We start from the raw sequence: 2,173 nt of genomic DNA on the forward strand, positions 1-2,173 counted from the left end.
AGCTGACCGGCGCTGCCCGTTCCACGCTGGGCCGTTGGCTCAACTGGTATCACGAAGGGGGAATCGAGGCGCTACGCTCGCAGCGTCCGGGGCGGCCACCCACGTTACCCATTAGACAAATTATTCGGCTACTTCAGGTACTGATACAGTGTTCACCGCAAGACCTGGGTTACCAGCGTAGCCGCTGGTCTACCGAGTTGTTTGCCATCGAAGTCAATCGCTTGCTGGGCCTCAACATAGCGGCCTCCACGCTCCGCCGTTGGCTACCACGTGAGGGCATTGTCTGGCGTCGAGTCGCGCCGACATTGCGGATCAAGGACCCAGACTATGAGCTCAAGGTCGAGCAGGTTAAACAGGCACTGGCGGACTGTTGCCAGGATAACCCCGTGCTTTACGCCGACGAGGTTGATATCGACCTGAACCCCAAGCTGGGGGCGGACTGGACGCTGCGAGGCCAGCAGAAGAAAGTCGTCACACCGGGTATCAACGAAAAGCACTATCTGGCCGGAGCCCTGCATGCGACGACGGGCAAGGTAACCTATGTTGCTGGTCACAAAAAGAACTCAGCCCTGTTTATCTCGTTGCTGGAAGCCTTGCGTCGACGCTAACGACGAGCCCGGAACATCACGCTAATCTTGGATAATTACGTGATCCACAAGAGCCGTCTGGTGCAAAGTTGGCTGGCAGATAATCCCAAGTTCATCCTGATCTTCCAGCCGGTCTACTCACCCTGGATTAACAAGATAGAGCTGCTTTGGCACAAGCTGCATGAGACGGTAACCCGCAATCACCAGTGCTACAGCATGGTATCGCTGCTGAAGCGAGTCAGACATTTTATGGATACCGTTTCGCCATTTCCTGGGAGTCGTTACGGAACAGCCAAAATGTAGCACTATTAGGATCAGTTATTTATGCAGCTTTCATTCCAACAGACAAAGCGCCATGAGTATCCCAATCATGAGTAGCTACAAGCCTCAAAGATTCCAGTGGTTTATTTAATTGTTTAGCCGCAAACTTATAAAGTTTGGAATCTGGCTTGAAACTACCTGTTTCTTCAACTGAAATTACATCGTCAAAATATTCCGTCAAGCCTGCACTTTTAATTTGGATTGAGATCAAATTAAAAGATGAATTTGAAAAGGCCACGGTGCGAAAACCAGCAGACTTTAATTGACCGAGAGCTTGCTTGATATCCTCGTGAGGAGGAAGACTAGCAAAACCATTGAGAATATCGTCACGCATTGTTTCAGGTAATTTGATACCCTTTCGAGCAGCAATAGATTCAAGCATAATGCCTGCTAAAGTCGCAAAATCAGTTTTTACGCCAGTCATTATACAAACTGTAGATGAGTGCAAAAGCATTGAAAACCATTTTGCGATAACACTATCATCACCAAAAGCTGCTTTGAACTTAGGTTTCAATGTACTGAGATCAAGTACAGTTTCATTTATATCAAACAATATTCTATTTCGTTTCATTACGTCTCTACCTTTTTTACTTTTATAAAAAACACTAAATATAAGTTTTTATCAAAATACGTAAGTTTGGAATAAGCCACGTTCAAGGAAAAGAACATAACATTTTAATAGTGAGCATGCGCATATATGTCCATGTTCATGCACCCAATAAAGTATATAAGCTAATGATAATAAAACCACTTTTTCTCTTTTAGAACAATAACTCCGTGATCAAGATGATCATGCTCAACATTCACACCAATTTGCACGTTATCTAAACTATTACATTCTAACCCCATAAATTTACTACATTTTTCTGCACCAAGCTGCTATACACGCGTATGCATTGTTAATAACACGCGTGCAAACCACCCAGATTTATACCCATGTGATCGGTCAGCATTTTGCCGGCACACACAGTCCATTGGATTTCCTTATCAGCCTGGATAAAAATCAATCACATTAATCCATCGCTTTAAACCGCGCCCACGCTACCGCCGGACCTGGCAGGCGATCATCCCGGTTGCAAATCTGTAATTTCGCGTATTATTTTGACGCACCGACAGGCTGCTCCAATTGAGGCCTATATAAAAATGGCCCGCAGTGCGGGCCGGTGTTTTTGATGGAAGAATCAGGCGGGTTGCAGCACCTGGGTAAACACTTAGCCATCCCCTCATATGAGCTAGAGCTGGCACGGCCTGGCAGGTAAACTACT

The 2,173-nt window shown here is 46.1% G+C and carries 1 protein-coding gene and 1 pseudogene; one reads left to right on the plus strand and one right to left on the minus strand.

Annotated elements, in window-relative coordinates; all coding sequences use genetic code 11:
• Positions 1 to 890: pseudogene (locus tag BFR47_RS14350) on the plus strand (IS630 family transposase); the annotation flags it as partial.
• A 19-nt stretch (positions 891 to 909) separates the two neighbouring features.
• Here the strand turns inward: BFR47_RS14350 and BFR47_RS17615 are convergent.
• A complete protein-coding gene (locus BFR47_RS17615) occupies positions 910 to 1,479 on the minus strand; it encodes a haloacid dehalogenase type II (RefSeq protein WP_083399165.1) in 570 nt (189 codons plus the stop codon).
• Between the last annotated feature and the right edge of the window lie 694 nt (positions 1,480 to 2,173).

The sequence above is a fragment of the Oceanisphaera psychrotolerans genome, assembly GCF_001870485.1.
Lineage (GTDB): Bacteria > Pseudomonadota > Gammaproteobacteria > Enterobacterales > Aeromonadaceae > Oceanimonas > Oceanimonas psychrotolerans.